This is a genomic window from Draconibacterium mangrovi (assembly GCF_010586825.1).
In the GTDB taxonomy this organism is placed as follows: domain Bacteria; phylum Bacteroidota; class Bacteroidia; order Bacteroidales; family Prolixibacteraceae; genus Draconibacterium; species Draconibacterium mangrovi.
Window position 1 is genome coordinate 389,853 of record NZ_JAAAGB010000001.1, and the last position, 17,978, is coordinate 407,830.

Below are 17,978 nucleotides of genomic sequence, written 5' to 3' on the forward strand. Positions count from 1 at the left end.
TCTATCTTAAAAAATAATCCTTATTTAGACTACATAGCATTCTATCTCTTTTTAACCTTTTTTAGAACACATTTATACCTGACAAATATTAGCCTCACCTATCTATTTAAAATCAGATTTAATTATAATTTCTGTTTTCTGCTGAAAAACATAATGTTATGAAACAAATACACTGTTTTTTTAGATGATTACTCCTTACATTTGTTTATAATAAATAAAGAATTATTTCTCTATTGAATACAGCAACTTGTAACTGATCCTGCCTTAGCCGGCGATGTATTTAACAATAACAACTAAAAACCAATTTAAAAAACTAAAACTTGCCTCATGGATCCAATCCAAACCTTAGTTAAAAACCTGGCAGAGAAACATGGTCGAAGCCGGGAGAGTGTTTTACCCATTTTACAAGGAGTGGTTGAACAGGAAAAATTCCTTTCAGAACGTTCGATGATAGAGATTGCCCGGGAAATTGATATTCCGGCTGCCGATGTTTACGGAACTGCCACTTTTTATTCATTCCTTGAAACCAAACCTGCCGGAAAGTTCATTATTCGTGTGTGCAAAACCATTACCTGTGCCATGAAGGGTAAAAACCAGATTTTGTTTGCCATACAAGACATGCTAAAGATCAGTTTAGGGGAAACCACCCCCGACAAACAATTCACCCTTCTGGAAACCAACTGCCTGGGCTGGTGCCACAAGGCACCTGCGATGCTGATAAACGATGAGATTTATACCGAACTCACTCCTGAAAAAGTAAGGGAGATATTATCGGCTTACATGAAAGTTAATGCGAATCACTAAACCGGCAAATATGGCAACTTCAAATCAATTAAAACGAGTAGATTTCATTTTCAGAAATGAAAACGACTGGGAAAAAATTCTCTCTTCAACACTAAAAAGGAAACCACAGGAGCTTATCAATGAACTCATCAGTTCGGAGTTAAAAGGACGTGGCGGAGCCGGTTTTCCAACCGGATTAAAATGGAAACTTACTGCGGAATCAAAAGAGAAAGAAAAATACGTGATCTGTAATGCCGATGAAGGCGAACCCGGCACTTTTAAAGACCGTGAAATATTATCGCGCGTTCCCTATAAAGTTCTAACAGCAATGGCTATTTGTGGATACATTACCGGAGCTAAAAGAGGCTTTATCTATTTACGGGGCGAATATAAATTTCTGTTGCCCGAGTTAAACAAGGTCATCGACGAGTTCGACTACTACTGCCAGGAGACAAATCTTGATTTCAAGATCTCGATTTTTATGGGTAGTGGCGCTTACATTTGCGGTGAAGAAACCGCTTTAATGGAATCTATGGAAGGAAAACGTGGTGAGCCGCGAAACAAACCACCATTTCCAACGCAAGCCGGTTTTATGGGAAAACCTACCGTAATCAACAATGTAGAAACTTTGGTGCATACTTTCACTATTTTTAAATACGGTGCAAAAAAATTCTACGATCTGGGTGTTCAGTACTCCCGCGGAACCAAGCTGTTCTCGGTATCGGGTGATACACCCAAACCGGGTATTTACGAGTTGGAACTGGGAATGAGCCTGCAGGATTTTGTTTACGAATTTGGCGACGGCGATACCAAAGCCGTACAGGTTGGCGGAGCTTCGGGCTTTCTTGTTCCGCGCAAAAAATTTAAAGATGCCGCTATTGGTTTTAAAGGCAAACTAACTGGTATTTCGCTGCCTACAGGCGGATCGATGATGCTTTTTAATAGTTCGCGTTCGATGTTTAATGTACTCGATAATTACCTCGAATTTTTCCGCGAAGAATCGTGTGGGCAGTGCACACCTTGCCGCGTAGGATGCCAGCAATTATTACTGGGCATTAAAGCGGTAAAACGTGGTGAAAAACCGGCCTCCTATCTCGACAAGTTATTGCGCCTCACCGAAACGATGCAATACACGGCCAAATGTGGCCTTGGGCAATCGGTGGCGAATTCGTTCTCGTCGATTGTCGAGAACTTCAGAGAAGAGATGATCTATTAATAAACCGGAAAAAGAAAGATTATGAGCAAAAAAGTTAGTATCAGTATAAACGGTTTTCCGGTGGAGATTTCAGCTGGGAAAACCATTCTTGAAGCTGCAGAAGAACAAGGGATTACCATCCCAACACTTTGTCATCATAAAGATTTGTGTGTTGCCGGAAACTGCCGTGTTTGTGTGGTTGAGGTAGCCGGACAAAACCGTTTGTCTGCAGCCTGTGCAACACCTTGCGAAGAAGGTATGGAAATTCTTACGAACAGTTTAAAAGTACGTAATTCCAGAAAACAAATCATTGAGCTACTATTGGCTGAGCACAACGCAGATTGTACCAAATGCTACCGAAACGGAAACTGCGAACTGCAAACACTCGCCTCTGAGTATAAAATAATGACCCAGGATTTTATCGAACTCGTTCCGTTAAAGCACGTCTCAATAGATTCCTATTCTCCGTCGATTATCAAAGACGACAGCAAATGTATCCGCTGCCAGCGTTGTGTGCGAACCTGTGCCGGATTACAGGGAGTTAATGCGCTTACCGTGGCTCACAAAGGCGACAAAATGAAGATCACCACCTTCTTCGAAAAAGCCATGCGCGACGTGGTTTGCACTAACTGTGGCCAGTGTGTTAACCACTGCCCAACCGGAGCGCTGGTTGAGAAAAATTACATTGAAGAAGTTTGGGAAGCTATTGCCAATCCGAACAAACATGTAGTGGTGCAAACAGCGCCTGCCGTACGTGTGGGATTGGGCGAAGAGCTGGGATTAAAACCGGGAAAAAGCGTTACCGGAAAAATGGTTGCCGCTTTAAAACGTTTGGGTTTCGACTCGGTTCTCGACACTGATTTTACCGCCGACCTTACCATTATCGAAGAAGGAACTGAATTACTTACCCGCCTGAAAAAAGTTCTGGTCGACAAAGATGAGTCGGTAAGTTTGCCAATGGCAACATCATGCTCGCCGGGATGGATCAAATACATCGAACACATGTTCCCTGAGCATTTGAAAAATCTCTCAACTTGTAAATCGCCGCAACAGATGTTCGGAGCGCTGGTAAAAACGTACTACGCCAATGCCCGAAATATAAAACCGGAAGACATCGTTTCAGTTTCGATAATGCCATGTACCGCTAAGAAATACGAAGCTTTCCGTCCTGAAATGCACGACAGTGGTTACCGCGATGTTGACTATGTATTAACCACACGTGAGCTGGCAATCCTGATTAAACAAGCCGGTTTGGATTTCAATAAACTGGAGCCGGCAAAATACGACCGCTTAATGGGAGAATCATCAGGGGCAGCAGTTATTTTCGGTGCAACCGGTGGCGTTATGGAAGCCGCTTTACGTACCGCTTATGAAATTGTTACCGGACGCGAAGTACCGTTCGAAAACCTTAATATTACTCCGGTGCGAGGAAGTGATGGAATTCGTGAAGCAACCATAAAAATTGAAAATCCGGTGGAAGAATGGGCATTCCTTGATGGCGTTGAACTAAAATGCGCCATTGCACACGGACTGATAAATGCCAAATCTGTTATGGAATCAGTAAGGGCCGGCACTGCCGATTACCATTTTATTGAATTTATGGCCTGCCCTGGTGGTTGCCTTGGCGGCGGTGGACAGCCTATTCCTACCAATCCTGAAATCAGACAGAAACGTGCAGAGGCAATTTACGCTGAAGATGAAGGTTTGCCGATCCGGAAATCGCACGAGAATCATGAAATTAAGAAGTTATACAAAGACTTCTTAAAAGAGCCACTTGGTGAAGTTTCGCATCATTTATTGCATACAAAATATACGCAACGCGAAAGGTATTAATCGCACCCTAACTTTAATTAAAATCCGGTATCTTTGGTACCGGATTTTTTTATGATACTATTTACCAGATATATGAATTCTCCGGTAGGCTGGCTCAAGCTTCAGTCAACTGAAACGGCATTAGCAGCTGTCAGTTTTGATTCTGAAAAAGCTGAAAATTCTGCAGATCAACCAAACATTTTGGAAAATGCAGAAAGTCAACTGCGAGAATATTTTGCCGGCGAACGAAAAAACTTCAACCTGCAACTAGCTCCGGAAGGGACAGACTTTCAGCAAAAAATCTGGGAACTGGTGCAAAACGTTGATTTTGGAGCAACTGCCAGCTATCTCGATATTGCCAAACTATCCGGCTCAGAAAAAAATACACGTGCTGTAGGGCTGGCAAACGGAAAAAATCCAATTCCAATTATTATTCCTTGTCATCGTATTGTTGGAAGTTCGGGAAAACTTACCGGTTACGCCGGCGGTTTGGAACGCAAACGTTGGCTCCTCAATCACGAGTTGTTACACACTCCATCCACCACCCGATTATTCTAATTTCGGGAATATTGTCCCAGAATGAAGAGTCCATAAAGGAAAGCAAAACTGCTATACTGCTGGATACTTGCACATTAAACATTATGGCATACCGTTTGCAAATTTCTTTACGAAATCAGGAAGATAAAAAATAAGGAAACTGATATAGTTAACCTTAAGAAGTGGAACTCAATTTTGGGTTCCATTTTCTTTTGCAGGAAGTCTGATATATCCTTATATTCACACAAAAAATTTTATGCCTAAAAAATTAAACCTGGTTATTCTGTTATACTTTCTGGTTGGTGTTTGCCTGGCCCAGGAAAGATATACAGCCAACGTTTTCGATGAGATCCGAGTAGAAACAGCTACTTATGCAACCAAGGATGGCGAAAATCTGGATATGGATATTTACCTTCCGCAAAACGATTACGAGCAGGAACGTGCAACTATAATTTATGTACACGGCGGCGGTTTTAGTGGTGGACAAAGAGACGGAGAGAACATTAAAACATTTTGTACACAACTCGCCAATTACGGTTATGTAGTGGCTTCCATATCGTATCGTTTAACACGCAAAGGAAAGCCCGAAGGTTTTGGTTGCGATTGCCCCGCTACCGAAAAACTAAATACCATTCATGCCGCCAGCGAAGACTTATTGGATGCAACCTATTTTTTGATAGAAAACCGTCATCAATACGCTATTAATCCGCAACAGATTATTTTGTCGGGAAGCAGTGCCGGAGCAGAAACCGTTTTGTTCACCGCTTACCAGCCACCTTATTGTTATGGTCTGGATTCGGGGCCGGTTTCGTTTGCAGGAGTAATTGGCATGGCCGGGGCCATTCCCGACACAACGGCATTATACGATGAATCGGCAATCCCGTCGCTTTTATTCCACGGCACCGACGACAACCTGGTTCCATACGGAACGGCACCTCACCATTATTGCGATGAAGGTACCAAAGGCTACTGGATATTGCATGGATCGTACACGATTGCTGAAAAAATGAGGCAACTTGAAGCTCCTTACTGGTTACACACATCATGTGGTGCGGGTCACGAAATGAGCAACAAACCCACTACGGATTATTTCGATGAGATTATTGAATTTTGCAAGGATTTCGCCATCGACAAGAAAGATGAGCAACGGGAAACCATTATAGAAGGAAAACAAAACACGGATAAATACACCACTTATAATTTCTGTTCAGAATGAAACGACTAATTTTAGGACTACTTTTATTATTCCCAACAATATTATTTGCGCAGCAAATGAATGTAATGACGTTTAATATCCGAATGAATACGGCAAGCGACGGCGTAAATGCCTGGCCAAACCGTATTGAAATGGTAAACGGATTGCTGCATTTTTACGATCCTGACGTTTTTGGTTTGCAGGAGGCTTTGTATGGTCAACTTTTAGACATTGAAAAAGGTTTGCCCGAATACAAATGGTTTGGCGTTGGCCGCGACGATGGTGATAAAGCCGGCGAGTTTATGCCGATATTCTACAATCCGAAAAAATTGATCTTGGAAGAAAAAGGACATTTCTGGTTATCGGAAAACTGCAACGAGCCCGGACTGGGTTGGGACGCCGCCTGCAACAGAATTGTTACCTGGGGAAAATTTAAATCGAAAGTAAGCGGAAAAAAATTCTTTGTTTTTAATACGCATTTTGACCATGTTGGTGTGGAAGCCCGAAAAAATTCAGCAAAACTGATCCATGAAAAAATGGAAGAGTTTACAGCAGGGTCAGGCTTGCCGGTAATTCTGACAGGCGATTTTAACCTGACTCCGGAAACACAACCAGTAGCGCAGATAAAAGGTTACATGAGCGATAGCCGCGAAGTTACACAAGAACCACCCTACGGACCAGTTGGAACTTACAACGGTTTTAAACCGGGCAGTGAAGGCGATAACCGCATCGATTACATTTTTGTGAACGACAAAATTAAGGTGCTGGAATATGCAGCCATCAGCGATACAAAAGAAGGCCGGTCGCCATCTGACCATTTGCCCGTTTTTGTGCAAATACAATTAAAATAAGAATCGTTCTCGCAGATTACGCAGATTTTTGCAGTATAGTCTCCCGAGAGACTCTGCGTAATCCGCGAAATCTGCGAGAAATAAATTTGATGTGCTAATTCTTATTTTCAAAATCCAGTGCATATCAAATCATTTTATCACAAAACCTGAGTTTTATCTTTCATTCTGCGGTTTGATAATTGATAAGTTTTACATTTCTTAGCGGAATGTTTGAAAATATTGGTGAACTCATTATAAAAATCTCCGATGGTATTTGGGGAGCTCCTGTTTTAATTTTGCTGCTTGGAGGTGGCTTTTACTTTTTGGTGTATTCGCGTTTGGCGCCGCTACGCTACATTGGTCATGCACTTTCCATTTTAACCGGAAAGTACGACGATCCAAACGAAGCCGGACAATTGCGGCACTACCAGGCACTTTCCACAGCCCTTGCCGGAACAATAGGAATGGGAAACGTTAGTGGTGTTGCCGTAGCAATTACTATGGGAGGCCCGGGAGCGATCTTTTGGATGTGGGTATCGGCATTGTTAGGAGTTAGCACCAAATTTTTTACCTGCTCGCTGGCTGTGATGTTCCGTGGAAAAGACGATGCCGGCGAAATTCAGGGTGGCCCGATGTACTACATCACTGAAGGATTGGGCAAACAATGGAAGCCCATTGCCGTATTTTTTGCCATCATGGCCATGATAGGCGTTTCTCCACTTTTTCAGGCCAACCAGCTTACCCAAATGGTTCGCGATGTCATTCTGATTCCTAATGGAATTGAGGGTTCTTTTACTTCCAATATCTTAACCGGTGTGGTAATTTCTATTCTTGTGGGACTGGTTGTAATCGGCGGAATTAAACGTATTGGAAAAGTTACCGGCCGCCTGGTTCCAACCATGGTGGTGGTTTATACAGTAACCGTTTTATACATTATTTTTTCCAACTCATCGGAAATTGTTCCGGCATTTAAAACCATTTTCGAAGATGCATTTACCGGAAATGCCGTTCTTGGCGGATCGCTGGGTGCAATTATCATCACCGGTGTTCGTCGTGCAGCTTTCTCGAACGAAGCCGGACTGGGTACAGCACCTATGGCTCACGGAGCCGCCAAAACCAACGAACCCATCCGCGAAGGATTGGTTGCTATGCTGGGCCCAATTATCGATACGATTCTTGTTTGTACCATGACCGCCCTGGCGATCATTATTACCAACACATGGAAAGTGAGCAGCGCCGATGGAATTACACTTACCGCGCAGGCTTTTGATACCAGCATTCCGGTTTACGGGAAATACATTCTGGCTATCTGCGTCATTTTCTTTTCCATGTCAACCATGTTTGCCTTTCCGTATTACGGGGTAAAATGCCTCGGTTTTGTTGCCGGAACCAAATACCAGCACATTTACAACTATCTATTTGTTGCCGTAATCTTAGTGGGTGCCGTTGCCAATCTGCGTGTAATTATTGGGCTTATCGACATTGCTTTTGCACTGATGGCCTTCCCTACTGTAATTACAACCATACTGCTATCGCCACATGTTAAACGCGCCGCCAAGGATTATTTTGCACGGTTGAAAGTGGAAAAACAAAACTATTAAACACTTGAAATCCAATTTTCGGAGGGAGAATAACTTTTATTTTCCTAAAATTGACTAATTGTTGTTTTTTTATCATAGCTTCAATATTTTCAATCAAAATATTGAAATGAACACCAACTCGCAATTTGAACAACTCGAAAAAGCCTTTTTTCACGATGGATACCAACTGGCCATGAAAGCTGTTGAGGCAAACATGGAGCAGAAAGCGGTGCATCAATCAATAAAAGAAATGTATGCCGCTATCGACGGATTGATTGATTCGTTGTTTATTTACGCCCGGCAACAAAATAAAAGTATCGATTGTAAACGGGGCTGCAGCTGGTGTTGCCACCAACCGGTTTTTGCGCTGGATTATGAGTTGGATTATTTACAGGCGTTTATTGAGAAATCTTTTGATGCTGAAACGATTTCCGTAATCACCGAAAAAGCCAATCAAAAACAAGCCAAACTTAGTCAATTAAAAGGCGATGAACTGATGAATGCCAAACACCCCTGCCCGCTTTTAAAAGATAATGCATGTTCCGCGTATGAAGCCCGCCCGGTGGCCTGCCGTATTTATCTTTCGTCGGATGTAAAAAGTTGTGTTCACTTTTATAAGCACCCCGATGATAAAAACACCTACCCTGCCCTTTTGGATATGCCAATGCGTTTGGGACGAATGATGAACGAAGGATTTAAATCGGCCTTAAAAACCCATGGTATTGAAGCAAAAGAATTTCGTATTGAAGAGAAACTAATTAAATAACGGTTATGGGGTTTGGCGGATCGGTTCTTGCAATGATACAATCGTTACGCGCCAATGCGCGCCCCAAACACCATGCCTACCAGAACTGGGATAAGGGTGAGAAACGAATCTTCAAAAACAAATATAAGCTGGTCTCAAAACAAGTTTCACCGGAAAAACTTGCCCAACTAAAAGCCAAATACCGAAAGAAAATTGAGCGGGATCAGAAACGCACGAAAGCTCTTACCGTACTTTCGTTAGTAATTATTATCCCTCTACTAACTTTCGGAATCTTTCAATTTTTCTTTAGCAACAGCCAAAAAAATTATCATCCTTATGTTTCTGAAGAGGAGAAGCAAAAAACAGAAATTACAATCGAGCAAATTAACTACTTGCTTGACTCTGGTTATGAATGGCTAAACAAAAGTCATTACAAAAATGCGAGATATCAGTTCAACCGTGTTTTGAAGAGTAATCCCGGCAATAAAGATGCTCTATTTGGAATGGTAGCAAGCTATGTTTATGAATTTCAAAAAGAGAATATAAACTGCGAAAAAGCCAGCGAAATATTAACGGATTATATTTCAGAATTTGGCAGCGATACGAAAACCGAACATTTAAGCACCATCCTTAACAGCAGCAACTAAACTTCCTCAATAGCTATTCCAGCCTCCTCAAATTTACTTTCCAAAATTTCGGGAGACAATGGACGACCATTTTTCGTAAGTACCGAAGTTATACGACCTTTTACCATCAGTTTTTCATCGGCTTTACGAATTACCTCCTGCAAAAATACAATGCGTAAACGACCTTGTTTTCCGATTTTCAAACGAACGAAAAAATCATCGCCGGGGCGCAACGGAAATTTGTATTCCAACTCGGCTTTAATAACAACAGCATCAATTCCATCTTCGTGCAATTGTGCAAAATCGAGCCCAACGTGGTTCAAAAATTTATGGCGCGTGTGTTCCAAATAGTTCTGGTAAACAGAATTATTTACTATTCCCTGGATGTCGCATTCGTAATCGCGAACCTGCATCTCTAATTCAAAATGGTAATCCTGCATTTTATAGGTTTAAAGGCTAAAGCCTGATTCAACAATCTATAAAAACACCGGCTTAGAAGCCGGTGAAAATGTATTTATTATGGTTTACTTAACCTCGAAATCAAATAATTTCTTGTCTTCCAGATACCCTTCCAAACGATCGCCGATGGCAACCGGGCCAACATTTGCCGGTGTCCCGGTGTAAATGAGGTCACCAATTTTTAGGGTAACATAATTAGAGATATGGGCAATCAATTCATCAAAATCAAAAATCATCATTCCCGAATGCGATTCCTGAACAGTAGCGCCGTTTATGTCCAGGCGAAAACTGATTGCCTCCTGATCGGGGAAAATTGATTTTGGCAAGAAGGTACTGCTTAACACCGCCGACTTATCAAAAGCTTTTGCTTTTTCCCAGGGCAGACCTTTTGCCTTGAGTTGCGCCTGTACATCGCGTGCCGTGAAATCAATTCCCAAGCCCACATCGTCGTAATAACGGTGTGCAAAGCGTTTTTCAATGTTTTTACCAATACGGTTTATCTTGATCACCAACTCAATTTCGTGATGCACCTCGTTGGTCCAGTCCGGGATATAAAACGGATCGTTATTTCGCAACAAGGCGGTATCGGGTTTCATAAAAAAGATAGGCTCTTCGGGTAAGTCATTCCCCAACTCTTTGGCATGAGCCACGTAATTTCTTCCTATGCAAATTATTTTCATACGATATGATTATTTACGTTAATAGCATCGTATGGAATTCGCATTTGGCATACAACCGTTTAAATGCGAATCCTTTTTCATGCTCATTTCATAATAAATAAGTTACGAGCCTCGAGCTTCTAAGCACGAGACTATTTACTCATCATTCTTAGTTTCAACTGTGTTAAAACTTTCTTCGTATACAGCGGAAATTCACTGTTCAAAATCCAGCCAAAGTAACCGGGTTGCTCCTGTAAAACCTGCTCAACCGGTACTCCTTTGTTCTTTCCAAAATTAAAGACTTCAACACCATTTTCATCGTAGACAATACGGCCCACGAAATCAACATTGCGGTCGTACGACGAGAATTCGCTCAACTTCTCCACATCATTTTCAATTGGCGTTGACTTTTTCCCTTTTGCATCTTCATACTCCACATCTTTGTATTTATCGAGCTGCGATTTCAGCACTTCGTAAGTTGCTTTTGTATCGGCCATGGCACTGTGCGCATCAGTTAATTCCTGGTTACAATAAAATTTGTATGCTGCTGCCAGTGTACGTTTTTCCATTTTGTGAAAAATGGCCTGCACATCAATAAACTTGCGCTTTTTAAAATCAACATCCACCTCGGCACGTAAAAACTCTTCGGCCAGTAAGGGAATATCAAAACGGTTAGAATTAAAACCAGCCAGGTCGCATCCTTCCATAAATTTAGCCAGCGTTTTTGCTACTTCCTTAAAAGTTGGCGCGTCTTTTACATCCTCATCGTAAATTCCATGAATCAAAGAAGCCTCAATCGGAATGGGTTGTTCAGGATTTATGCGTAACAGCTTTTCTTCCTCGGTACCGTCAACATTTACTTTTATTAAAGCAATCTCCACAATTCGATCCGTAACAATGTTTATTCCGGTGGTTTCCAGATCTAAAAAAACCAAAGCGTTTTTTAAATGTAATTTCATGGTGGGTATGAATTAAAAAAGGTACCCTAAAACCTGCGTTCCCGGATACCTTTTCGGTTTATCGTTGTATCTTTTTAAACGTTAATCATCATTGGCATCAGCAGCATCAACATATCTTCGTCTTCGTCGTTTTCAGCCGGAAGCAACAAGCCTGCACGTGTTGGATCACTCATTTCAACCTTTACATCGCCGGTTGAAATATTGGTAAGAATTTCCTGAAGGAAGGTTGATTTGAAACCAATTTCAATTTCTTCGCCCTCGTATTCGCAATTGATGCGCTCAACTGCCGAAATAGAGAAGTCGATATCTTGTGCCGAAACCACCAACTGGTTGTCGGTAATATTCAGTTTTACCAAGTTGCTCGCCTGGTTCGAGAATACGGAAACACGTTTTACGGTGTTAAAGAAATTCAGGCGGTCGATGATCATCTTGTTCGGGTTGTTGGTTGGAATTACCGAATTATAACTTGGGTAATTTCCTTCAACCAAACGACAGATAAGTTTATAGTTGCTTAAGGTAAAAAAGGCGTTTTTATCGTCGAATTCCAGTTTAACATCAAACTCTTCTTTTGGCAACAGGTTTTTCAACAAGCTAGCCGGTTTTTTAGGCAAAATAAACGAAGACTCGAATTCAGCTTTTGCATCCAAACGACGGTAACGTACCAGCTTGTGCGCATCAGATGCTACAAAACTCACAAAATCAGGAGTAAGCTCAACGTAAATACCATTCATTACCGGACGTAATTCATCGTCGGCTGTTGCAAATAAAGTTTTTTCAATTCCTTTCTGAAGTACAACATGGCTAACATCAATTGAAGATGCACCTTCTTCATCCAACGCCGGCTGCTCCGGAAAATCCTCGGCATTTTGCCCCATGATGCTGAATTTACCATTGTCGGAAAAAATTTCAACATGATAAGAATCGCCATCGATCTGAAATGTCAGTGGTTGCTCCGGAAATTCTTTCAGCGTATCGGTGATCAACTTCGCCGGAACTGCAATGGCTCCTTCGCCTTCAATATTATCCAACTCGAGGCTGGTAATTAAAGTCGACTCCAGATCGGAAGCTGTTATGGTTAACTCTGTTTCGCTTAACTGAAACAGGAAGTTATCGAGAATTGGCATTGTACTTTTACTGCTGATTACCTTACTAATTGCAGAAAGGTGGCTCAGTAATTCGGTGCTTGAAACTACAAACTTCATTTATTTCGATTTATTTTTTTGAATTCTTGTCTTATTTACAACTAATCTAAGTATACGAATATACAAACTTTCAGGAATTATCCCTATCGTGCTTCGCTTGATTTTACCCGTTTTTATGAACGATTGTATTTGTATTTACGAACAAGGTTGTAAACCAGTGCAAAAACAATGATTAAAAGCAGTGGCAGCAATACATTCAGCCATTTCCAGAAAGCGGCTTCTTCGCGCAATTTTACTTTGTCGAGCAAACGTAATTTTAGCGACCGCCCACGTAATTGCATAATCCCCTGTCTGTCATCGAGGTACGAAATGGCATTGATCAGAAACTCCTTATTCCCGAAAACCTGTCCCGATATTTCGTCGAAACCAAGTTCCTGAATTTTAGGTGGATTGGTAGAATAATTTACTTTGTTGGTCATCATACCTCCGTCGGCAATCACGATCATTTGTGTGGGTTTACTTTCCGTAATCAGTTCTGCCGATGAATAGCCGTAGTTTTCCACCATACGGTTTTTATAGTTCGAAGTAAAAACGCCTTCCAGCAAAACACCAACCGGAATATCCGACTCTGTAAACAACTCGCGTGCCGGCGGATTGTTAATGTTTGCCAAACTCACCGACGACGGTGCTTTTATCCGGCGGGCATAAGGCGATGTACTCAGAATCACCTCTTTTCGGAGATTTGAACTGGCAGAAACCGTATCGAGCGATGAAACAAATTCTGTTTTTACCCAGTTTAGGTTTCGGCTAATCGGGTGATTATCGTTGGGCGTAAGCAATGGCGAATAATACCACGGATGCAAGGTGTAACGTGGCTCATTACCCGGCGCGGCTGTATTTACCCGAATTTGAATACAGTTTACATCCTGCAGCAACTCGTAATTTAAACGAACGCCATAACGAAACAGCTGGTCGCCAATATTCAGGTCGTTTGGAAATGAGTAGGTTTGAAATCCTTTGCTCAAACTGTCTAAACTTACCTGAACCGGATCAACCAGCCACATCAGTTTTCCACCTTTCATCAGGTACTGGTCGATGGCAATTTTTGAGGTCTCCGGGAATTCTTTTTTGGGATTGGCAATTACCAAAATATCAACATCCGAATCTTTCAGATCGGCAGCTTCCAGCATATCAATCTCAAAATCGGCAGACAATGCCCGTGCAATATCAGCCACTTCGTACTGATTCGCCTCATCGTGCCCTTGTAAAAATGCCAGTACCGATTTTTTCTTTCGCATCAGTTTATGAAATGCATTTACTAACTCGAACTCGATGGTTTCCACCGAATGGTTAAAGTTATTTTCATAACTCGTGTACGGATTATTTTTCAGAAAATTAACCGCCAGCTCTTTATTTTGATAACGAATAATCGCACCTGGAAAAATAAAACGCGAACTCACGCCTTGTTCGGTTTTATGGCCAAAATTAATTCGCGGCACACCTTTGTTTACCAGTCCGGTAATAAATTCTTCCTGCTTTTCGATATTCGCAATACTGTACGGATTAAAAACGCGAACCCGAATCGGCGCCGAACTGTAAGCATTCAGCACAGCAATCTTTTCCAGCACTTCGTTTTGTATTTTTCGCAATCCCGCCTCCAGCTCGCCACTTAAATACAATTCCACTTCTACCGGACCTTCCAGTCCACTTACCATTTGTTTACTTACATCCGATAACGAATAACGTTTTTCGGCCGTCAAGTCGATACGGTATAAAAAGTTCGATGAAATGGCGAGTATCAACAAAACAACTACAGGAACAACCACCGCCCGAACTTTTGCTTTTGTTTTTCGGAGTTTTCCTTTTCGTAAAATCAGAGTGGTGCCATACAAAAACAAAAAGGCCATACCAATAAAATACAGGATATCGCGCATATCAACCACGCCCCGCGAAATGGACAGGTAGTGATCGTTAATACTCAGCCACGAAAAAATTTGCTCCAGCAAATACGGAACTTCAGCCGATGCCACAAACTCGAAACCGAGGTAAAAAATAAACGACAGCGACATGCCGAAGATGAAGGAAACGATCTGGTTATCGGTAAGCGACGAGGCAAAAATACCAATGGCCACATAAATCGTTGCCAGGAAAAAAAGCCCAAAAAACGACCCCCAGGTTGCACCGGTGTCGATACTTCCTACCGGATTCCCCAGCCAATAAACCGACAAAAAATATAACAAAGTGGGCAACAACGAGAAAACCACCAGCACCAATCCGGCCAGAAATTTGGCCATCACCAACTGAAAATCAGCCAACGGACGGGTTAGCAGAATTTCGATGGTTCCGCTGCGTTTTTCGTCGGCAAACATACGCATGGTAATGGCGGGCACCAAAAACAGGTACAACCACGGCGCCAGCGTAAAAAGCCCCTGCAGCGTTGCATAGTTATTTTCCGGGATATTGTAATTCCCCGGGAAAATCCACAAAAACAAACCGGTAACCAATAAAAAAACCAGCACGGCCAGGTACCCGATCAGCGATCCGAGGAAAGTTTTTATTTCTTTTTTGAATAAGCTATACACTTCTGTCGCTTTTAATTAGAAAATAAGATAACGTACCATCGCAAAATTCATTACAAGTGTAATTATTCCATAGAAATACAAAATTATTACACCTTTCTTTTTCTCAATGGCTTTGATCAATTCTTTTTCATCGCGTTCAACAACCCATTTTTTTGAAAGCGGGTTATTTTTCTTTCTCCAGTTATTTCGCCCAATATACCCGAAACAATCTAAATCACTAGCTTTCATAAATTCATAAAAAGCTTTATAGTTCTCAATTATCGAATCGGCAACCTGATAGCGTTTCCCGTCATCAAATTCTAAAATTACGGAATGGGCCATAATGTAACGATATCCGCCATAAGCGGCTGCCGCATACTGTTTCAGTTGATTAAACTTATAGTGTTTCGACTTGAAAAAGAAAAAATGAAGCGTAAAAGTGTCTTTCTCAAATACAACTTCCTTTACTAATGTGGAGCCTGTATTTACAAAAGCAACAATCATCAGGCCAAGCAATAAAAGAAACCCAGTGGACCATAAATAAGGAAAAGACAAATTTTTTGAAATTGCAGTTAAACCACTCATCAACAAAATGCAAACCACAAGGTTTATTATTAAAAATCCGGCGGCATAACTCCATCTTCTATTTAAATAGAATAATTCTTTCATTGCAGTAACGAAACCATTTTTTCAGCCGCCCGTTTTGAGCATCCCGGTTCGCCCATTAGTTTTTGCATATCGCGGTAATCCGACAAAATTCTGTTACGATACTTTTCGTCTCTAAGCAATCGATCCAGTTCTGCTGTTACTTTTTTAATGGTCATATCTTTTTGAAGCAGCTCTTTTACCGCCATTTTTCCTAAAATAATATTAGGCAGCGACACCCAGTCAATTTTTAAAACAGCAGCCATAATGTAATGAACCAACACGCCGCCTTCAACTTTGTAAAGCACGGTTTGCGGCACATGAAACAAAGCCGTTTCCAATGCGGCCGTTCCGGAGGCGACCAAGGCCGTATGTGCATTATTCAGCAGATCGTAAGTAGATTCGTAAATCACTTTTATGTTGCTACCCTCTAAAATTCCGGCATACAACTCTTTGTCGACCGACGAGACACCGGCCAGCACCACCTGGTAATCATTGCGGCCTTCAACAGCCTTTTTCATTACCGGCAAGGTTCCTTTAATTTCCTGCACACGGCTTCCGGCCAGTAAGGCAATTATCGGGCGTTCATCTAAATTATTTTTGGTTTTAAAATCAGCTGCCGACTGTGCTGTTTTTTCAAATTCCTTTATCGAATCGAACAGCGGATTTCCCACATAGTTTACGTCGATGCCGTGCTTTTTGTAAAATTCGGTTTCAAAGGGAAAAATGGTAAACATTTCATCGACAAAAGCCCGCACCTTTTTAACGCGGTATTCTTTCCAGGCCCACAATTTTGGCGAAATATAATAGTAAACTTTTATGTTGTTTTGTTTGGCAAACTCCGCAATCCGCAGGTTAAAGCCGGGATAATCAATCAGTATAAGTACATCGGGTTTATAGCTAAGCAGGTCTGTTTTACAATACTCCATGTTGCGTTTTATGGTCCGGATATTCAGAATCACATTCACAAAACCCATAAACGCCATTTCGCGATAGTGTTTTACCAATTCGCCGCCAACTGCCTGCATTTTATCGCCACCAAAAAAACGAAAATCAGCCTCTTTGTCGGCAACTTTCAGTTCCTTCATCAGGTTTGAACCATGCAAATCGCCCGATGCTTCGCCAGCTATAATGTAGTACTGCATATTAACCTGCTCTTAAAATTAATACCAGTAAGGCATAAAGAATTGTGGCTCCCAACACTCCTCGGGCCGCCTTTTCGTATTTTAGGTGCAGGAAGATCCAAAAGGCGCCAACATTGGTAAAAACGCACAGGCTGCCAATTTTAACAAGAGCCTGCATGCGCCTCATTCCGGCAATGTAATCGAGAAACGACATATCGTTTTCGCCGGTCAGATATACGATAAAAAAAATAATCAGCGGCAAAACCAGTCCGGTTAAAACACCAACTCCTACTTTGTCGTATTTATTCTGTTTATTTTTTGGCATAGAAGACGGATTAAAACTTCCACGACTTAATTTGATCCATGGTTTCGTAGCAAGTCATATCAACCCGAACGGGAACCACGGTGGCAAAATTATTTTCCAATGCAAAAATATCGGTGTCTTCGGTGTCTTCATCCAAATTCTGAAAATATCCCGAAAGCCAGTGGTATTCTCTTCCGTGTGGATCGGTTCTTTTTTCAAACTCTTCCATCCACTTTCCATGCGCCTGACGACATACTTTTATCCCCTCAGGTTTGCCTTTCGGAATATTCACATTCAAACAGGTAAACGCAGGAATACCATTTTCAATAACACTCTGAAAAACACGGGCTACAACCAGTTTGGCTTTCGAAAAATCTGCCTCTGAACCATAGTCATCCAGCGAAAAACCGATGGACGGCACACCGTGCAAACCTCCTTCAATGGCAGCTCCCATTGTTCCACTGTAAATTACGCTGATGGATGCATTGGATCCGTGGTTAATTCCCGACACCACATAATCGGGTGTTCGCTCGAACAAACTGTTAAAACTCAATTTCACACTGTCAACCGGCGTACCGTTACATTTATAGGTTGGTACACCATGGATCTTCTCCACAGGCACTGCCCGCAGCGGCTGATCAACTGTAATACCACAAGCTTTTCCCGACATGGAAACTTCGGAAGAAATGACCACTACATCACCAAAAAATTGCATTACCTCCACCAGTTCACGCAAACCTTTTGCATGAATTCCATCGTCGTTTGTAACCAAAATTAATGGTTTTTCAGAATCGTTTTTTTGCATGAGAGCAAAGATAATTA

At 41.8% G+C, this 17,978-nt stretch carries 18 protein-coding genes; 9 read left to right on the forward strand and 9 right to left on the reverse strand.

All coding sequences use genetic code 11. From position 1 onward, the window contains the following. Positions 1–327 precede the first annotated feature (327 nt). The 9 genes from nuoE to G4420_RS01590 all read left to right on the forward strand — a co-directional run bounded on the left by nuoE (position 328) and on the right by G4420_RS01590 (position 9,324). Complete coding sequence (nuoE, locus tag G4420_RS01550; RefSeq protein ID WP_163321859.1) at positions 328–804, forward strand: NADH-quinone oxidoreductase subunit NuoE; 477 nt, start codon at positions 328–330, stop codon at positions 802–804. Positions 805–814: 10 nt separating this feature from the next. Then, on the forward strand, positions 815–1,999 hold the full coding sequence (locus tag G4420_RS01555) for a complex I 51 kDa subunit family protein (protein ID WP_163321860.1): 1,185 nt from the start codon (positions 815–817) through the stop codon (positions 1,997–1,999). A 21-nt stretch (positions 2,000–2,020) separates the two neighbouring features. Continuing rightward, positions 2,021–3,811 carry an NADH-dependent [FeFe] hydrogenase, group A6 gene (locus G4420_RS01560; protein ID WP_163321861.1) on the forward strand — a complete coding sequence of 597 codons (1,791 nt, stop codon included), beginning with the start codon at positions 2,021–2,023 and terminating at the stop codon, positions 3,809–3,811. 51 nt (positions 3,812–3,862) lie between these two features. Beyond that, a complete protein-coding gene (locus G4420_RS01565) occupies positions 3,863–4,348 on the forward strand; it encodes a methylated-DNA--[protein]-cysteine S-methyltransferase (protein ID WP_163321862.1) in 486 nt (161 codons plus the stop codon). Positions 4,349–4,583: 235 nt separating this feature from the next. Beyond that, complete coding sequence (locus G4420_RS01570; RefSeq protein WP_163321863.1) at positions 4,584–5,543, forward strand: alpha/beta hydrolase; 960 nt, start codon at positions 4,584–4,586, stop codon at positions 5,541–5,543. After that, positions 5,540–6,373 carry an endonuclease/exonuclease/phosphatase family protein gene (locus G4420_RS01575; protein ID WP_163321864.1) on the forward strand — a complete coding sequence of 278 codons (834 nt, stop codon included), beginning with the start codon at positions 5,540–5,542 and terminating at the stop codon, positions 6,371–6,373. Before G4420_RS01570 ends, G4420_RS01575 begins: the two co-directional genes overlap by 4 nt. Positions 6,374–6,579: 206 nt before the next feature. After that, positions 6,580–7,953, forward strand: a complete 1,374-nt coding sequence (locus G4420_RS01580) for an alanine/glycine:cation symporter family protein (protein WP_163321865.1) — start codon at positions 6,580–6,582, stop codon at positions 7,951–7,953. A gap of 106 nt (positions 7,954–8,059) precedes the next feature. Next, a complete protein-coding gene (locus G4420_RS01585; RefSeq protein ID WP_163321866.1) occupies positions 8,060–8,698 on the forward strand; it encodes a YkgJ family cysteine cluster protein in 639 nt (212 codons plus the stop codon). A 5-nt stretch (positions 8,699–8,703) separates the two neighbouring features. Further along, positions 8,704–9,324 (forward strand): hypothetical protein, encoded by a 621-nt coding sequence (locus G4420_RS01590; protein WP_163321867.1) that lies wholly within the window; start codon positions 8,704–8,706, stop codon positions 9,322–9,324. Here G4420_RS01590 and G4420_RS01595 read toward each other — a convergent pair. The 9 genes from G4420_RS01595 to surE form a co-directional block, all read right to left on the reverse strand. Further along, positions 9,321–9,743, reverse strand: coding sequence for an acyl-CoA thioesterase (locus tag G4420_RS01595; RefSeq protein ID WP_045026785.1), 423 nt, complete (start codon positions 9,741–9,743; stop codon positions 9,321–9,323). The two genes, G4420_RS01590 and G4420_RS01595, sit on opposite strands and share 4 nt — an antisense overlap. A gap of 84 nt (positions 9,744–9,827) precedes the next feature. Beyond that, positions 9,828–10,442, reverse strand: coding sequence for a fumarylacetoacetate hydrolase family protein (locus tag G4420_RS01600; protein ID WP_163321868.1), 615 nt, complete (start codon positions 10,440–10,442; stop codon positions 9,828–9,830). A 131-nt stretch (positions 10,443–10,573) separates the two neighbouring features. After that, positions 10,574–11,380, reverse strand: a complete 807-nt coding sequence (locus G4420_RS01605; protein WP_163321869.1) for a 3'-5' exonuclease — start codon at positions 11,378–11,380, stop codon at positions 10,574–10,576. A 74-nt stretch (positions 11,381–11,454) separates the two neighbouring features. Beyond that, positions 11,455–12,582: a DNA polymerase III subunit beta gene (gene dnaN, locus G4420_RS01610; RefSeq protein ID WP_163321870.1), complete on the reverse strand. Its 1,128-nt coding sequence runs from the start codon at positions 12,580–12,582 to the stop codon at positions 11,455–11,457. Between the two features lie 113 nt (positions 12,583–12,695). Next, complete coding sequence (gene gldG, locus G4420_RS01615) at positions 12,696–15,104, reverse strand: gliding motility-associated ABC transporter substrate-binding protein GldG (protein WP_163321871.1); 2,409 nt, start codon at positions 15,102–15,104, stop codon at positions 12,696–12,698. Positions 15,105–15,119: 15 nt separating this feature from the next. Next, positions 15,120–15,752: a hypothetical protein gene (locus G4420_RS01620; RefSeq protein ID WP_163321872.1), complete on the reverse strand. Its 633-nt coding sequence runs from the start codon at positions 15,750–15,752 to the stop codon at positions 15,120–15,122. Next, positions 15,749–16,873, reverse strand: a complete 1,125-nt coding sequence (gene lpxB, locus G4420_RS01625) for a lipid-A-disaccharide synthase (protein ID WP_163321873.1) — start codon at positions 16,871–16,873, stop codon at positions 15,749–15,751. Before lpxB ends, G4420_RS01620 begins: the two co-directional genes overlap by 4 nt. Before the next feature lies 1 nt (position 16,874). After that, on the reverse strand, positions 16,875–17,177 hold the full coding sequence (locus G4420_RS01630) for a hypothetical protein (RefSeq protein ID WP_163321874.1): 303 nt from the start codon (positions 17,175–17,177) through the stop codon (positions 16,875–16,877). 10 nt (positions 17,178–17,187) lie between these two features. Next, on the reverse strand, positions 17,188–17,961 hold the full coding sequence (surE, locus tag G4420_RS01635) for a 5'/3'-nucleotidase SurE (RefSeq protein WP_045026771.1): 774 nt from the start codon (positions 17,959–17,961) through the stop codon (positions 17,188–17,190). Positions 17,962–17,978: the final 17 nt, after the last annotated feature.